Annotated in this window: 1 protein-coding gene and 1 pseudogene; both read right to left on the bottom strand. The window is 81.1% G+C overall.

The window, feature by feature from the left end; genetic code table 11:
- Positions 1–318 precede the first annotated feature (318 nt).
- On the bottom strand, positions 319–465 hold the full coding sequence (locus GTR00_RS21575; RefSeq protein WP_166613543.1) for a hypothetical protein: 147 nt from the start codon (positions 463–465) through the stop codon (positions 319–321).
- Positions 462–1,032, bottom strand: a pseudogene (locus GTR00_RS21570) (hypothetical protein); the annotation flags it as partial. The pseudogene GTR00_RS21570 and the gene GTR00_RS21575, both read right to left, overlap by 4 nt.

Genomic DNA, 1,032 nt, shown 5'->3' with positions numbered 1-1,032 from the left:
CCGGCCCGCCACGCCGCCGAGGGCGGGGGCGGGGGCGACGGGGAGAGCCGCGGAGCGGTACCGGCGCACGCCCCACCTCCGACCCTCACGACCGTCGCGTCCCCAGCGGCCGCGACCGCTCCGGGAGGGCTCCGGCCGTCGGCTGGGGCCCATCATGAGCGCCGGTCATCCCAGGAGGAAGCCCTGCTGCAGTGCCGGTTCGCTCACGTCGACGTACCGTCACGCGGGTTGCACGCCACGTCATGTCACCGTCGCGGACCGCAGGACGGCGAGCACTCCCCGTGGCGGCGGCGGGCTCGACGCGCGACGTGCGGGGCCTCAGCCCCAGTGCGGCGGGCGCTCCGAGAGGTACCACTCGTCGTCGCGGCCCCGCGAGCCGGCGCCCCACCCCTCGTCGCGGTCGTCAGCGGAGCGCTCGTCCTCCAGCGGCACCTCGCGCTCGTCGTCCTCGCCCGGTCCCCTCACGACGCCTCCTCGCGCGGCAACCGCGCCTCGTCGTCCCCCTGCGGTCCCACCGCGCCGCCCTGCGCGCCCGGGCGCACCGCGGCGCCGGGGTCCGGGGCCGCGGGCGGCGCCGGGGCCTCGCCGGTCCCGCCGGCCCCGCGCAGGTCCAGGACCAGCCCGGTGTCGTCGCCGTGCTCGGCCACCGCCTCGCGCCAGCGCTGGCCGACCCGCTCGGCCTCCGCCGCCGGGTCGGCCAGGACGTCCGTGCCCAGCGCGCGCACGCAGCGCCACCCGCGCCGCTCCAGGCCCGCCGGGCCCGACACCTCGCGCTCGACGACGTCCGCGGCGGCCCACGCGGGGCCGTCCATCTGCACCGCCAGCGCCGGGCCGGTGCCGTCCGGGCGCCGCACCGCCACCGGCACCCTGCGCGAGCGGCCCGCGCCCAGCTCCACCGGCAGGCCCAGCGTCCGGCAGGACACCGCCAGGCGGCGCTCCAGCGCCGTCGAGGGCGCCTCGGCCGGACGCTCGCGCGCCTCCCACGCGAGCGCGGTGCGCAGCAGCAGGTGCCGGCCCGCCCCGGCGGGGGCG

This window comes from Kineococcus indalonis (assembly GCF_009906395.1).
Taxonomy (GTDB): Bacteria; Actinomycetota; Actinomycetes; order Actinomycetales; family Kineococcaceae; genus Kineococcus; species Kineococcus indalonis.
This window is presented reverse-complemented; position numbering and strand designations above follow the sequence as displayed.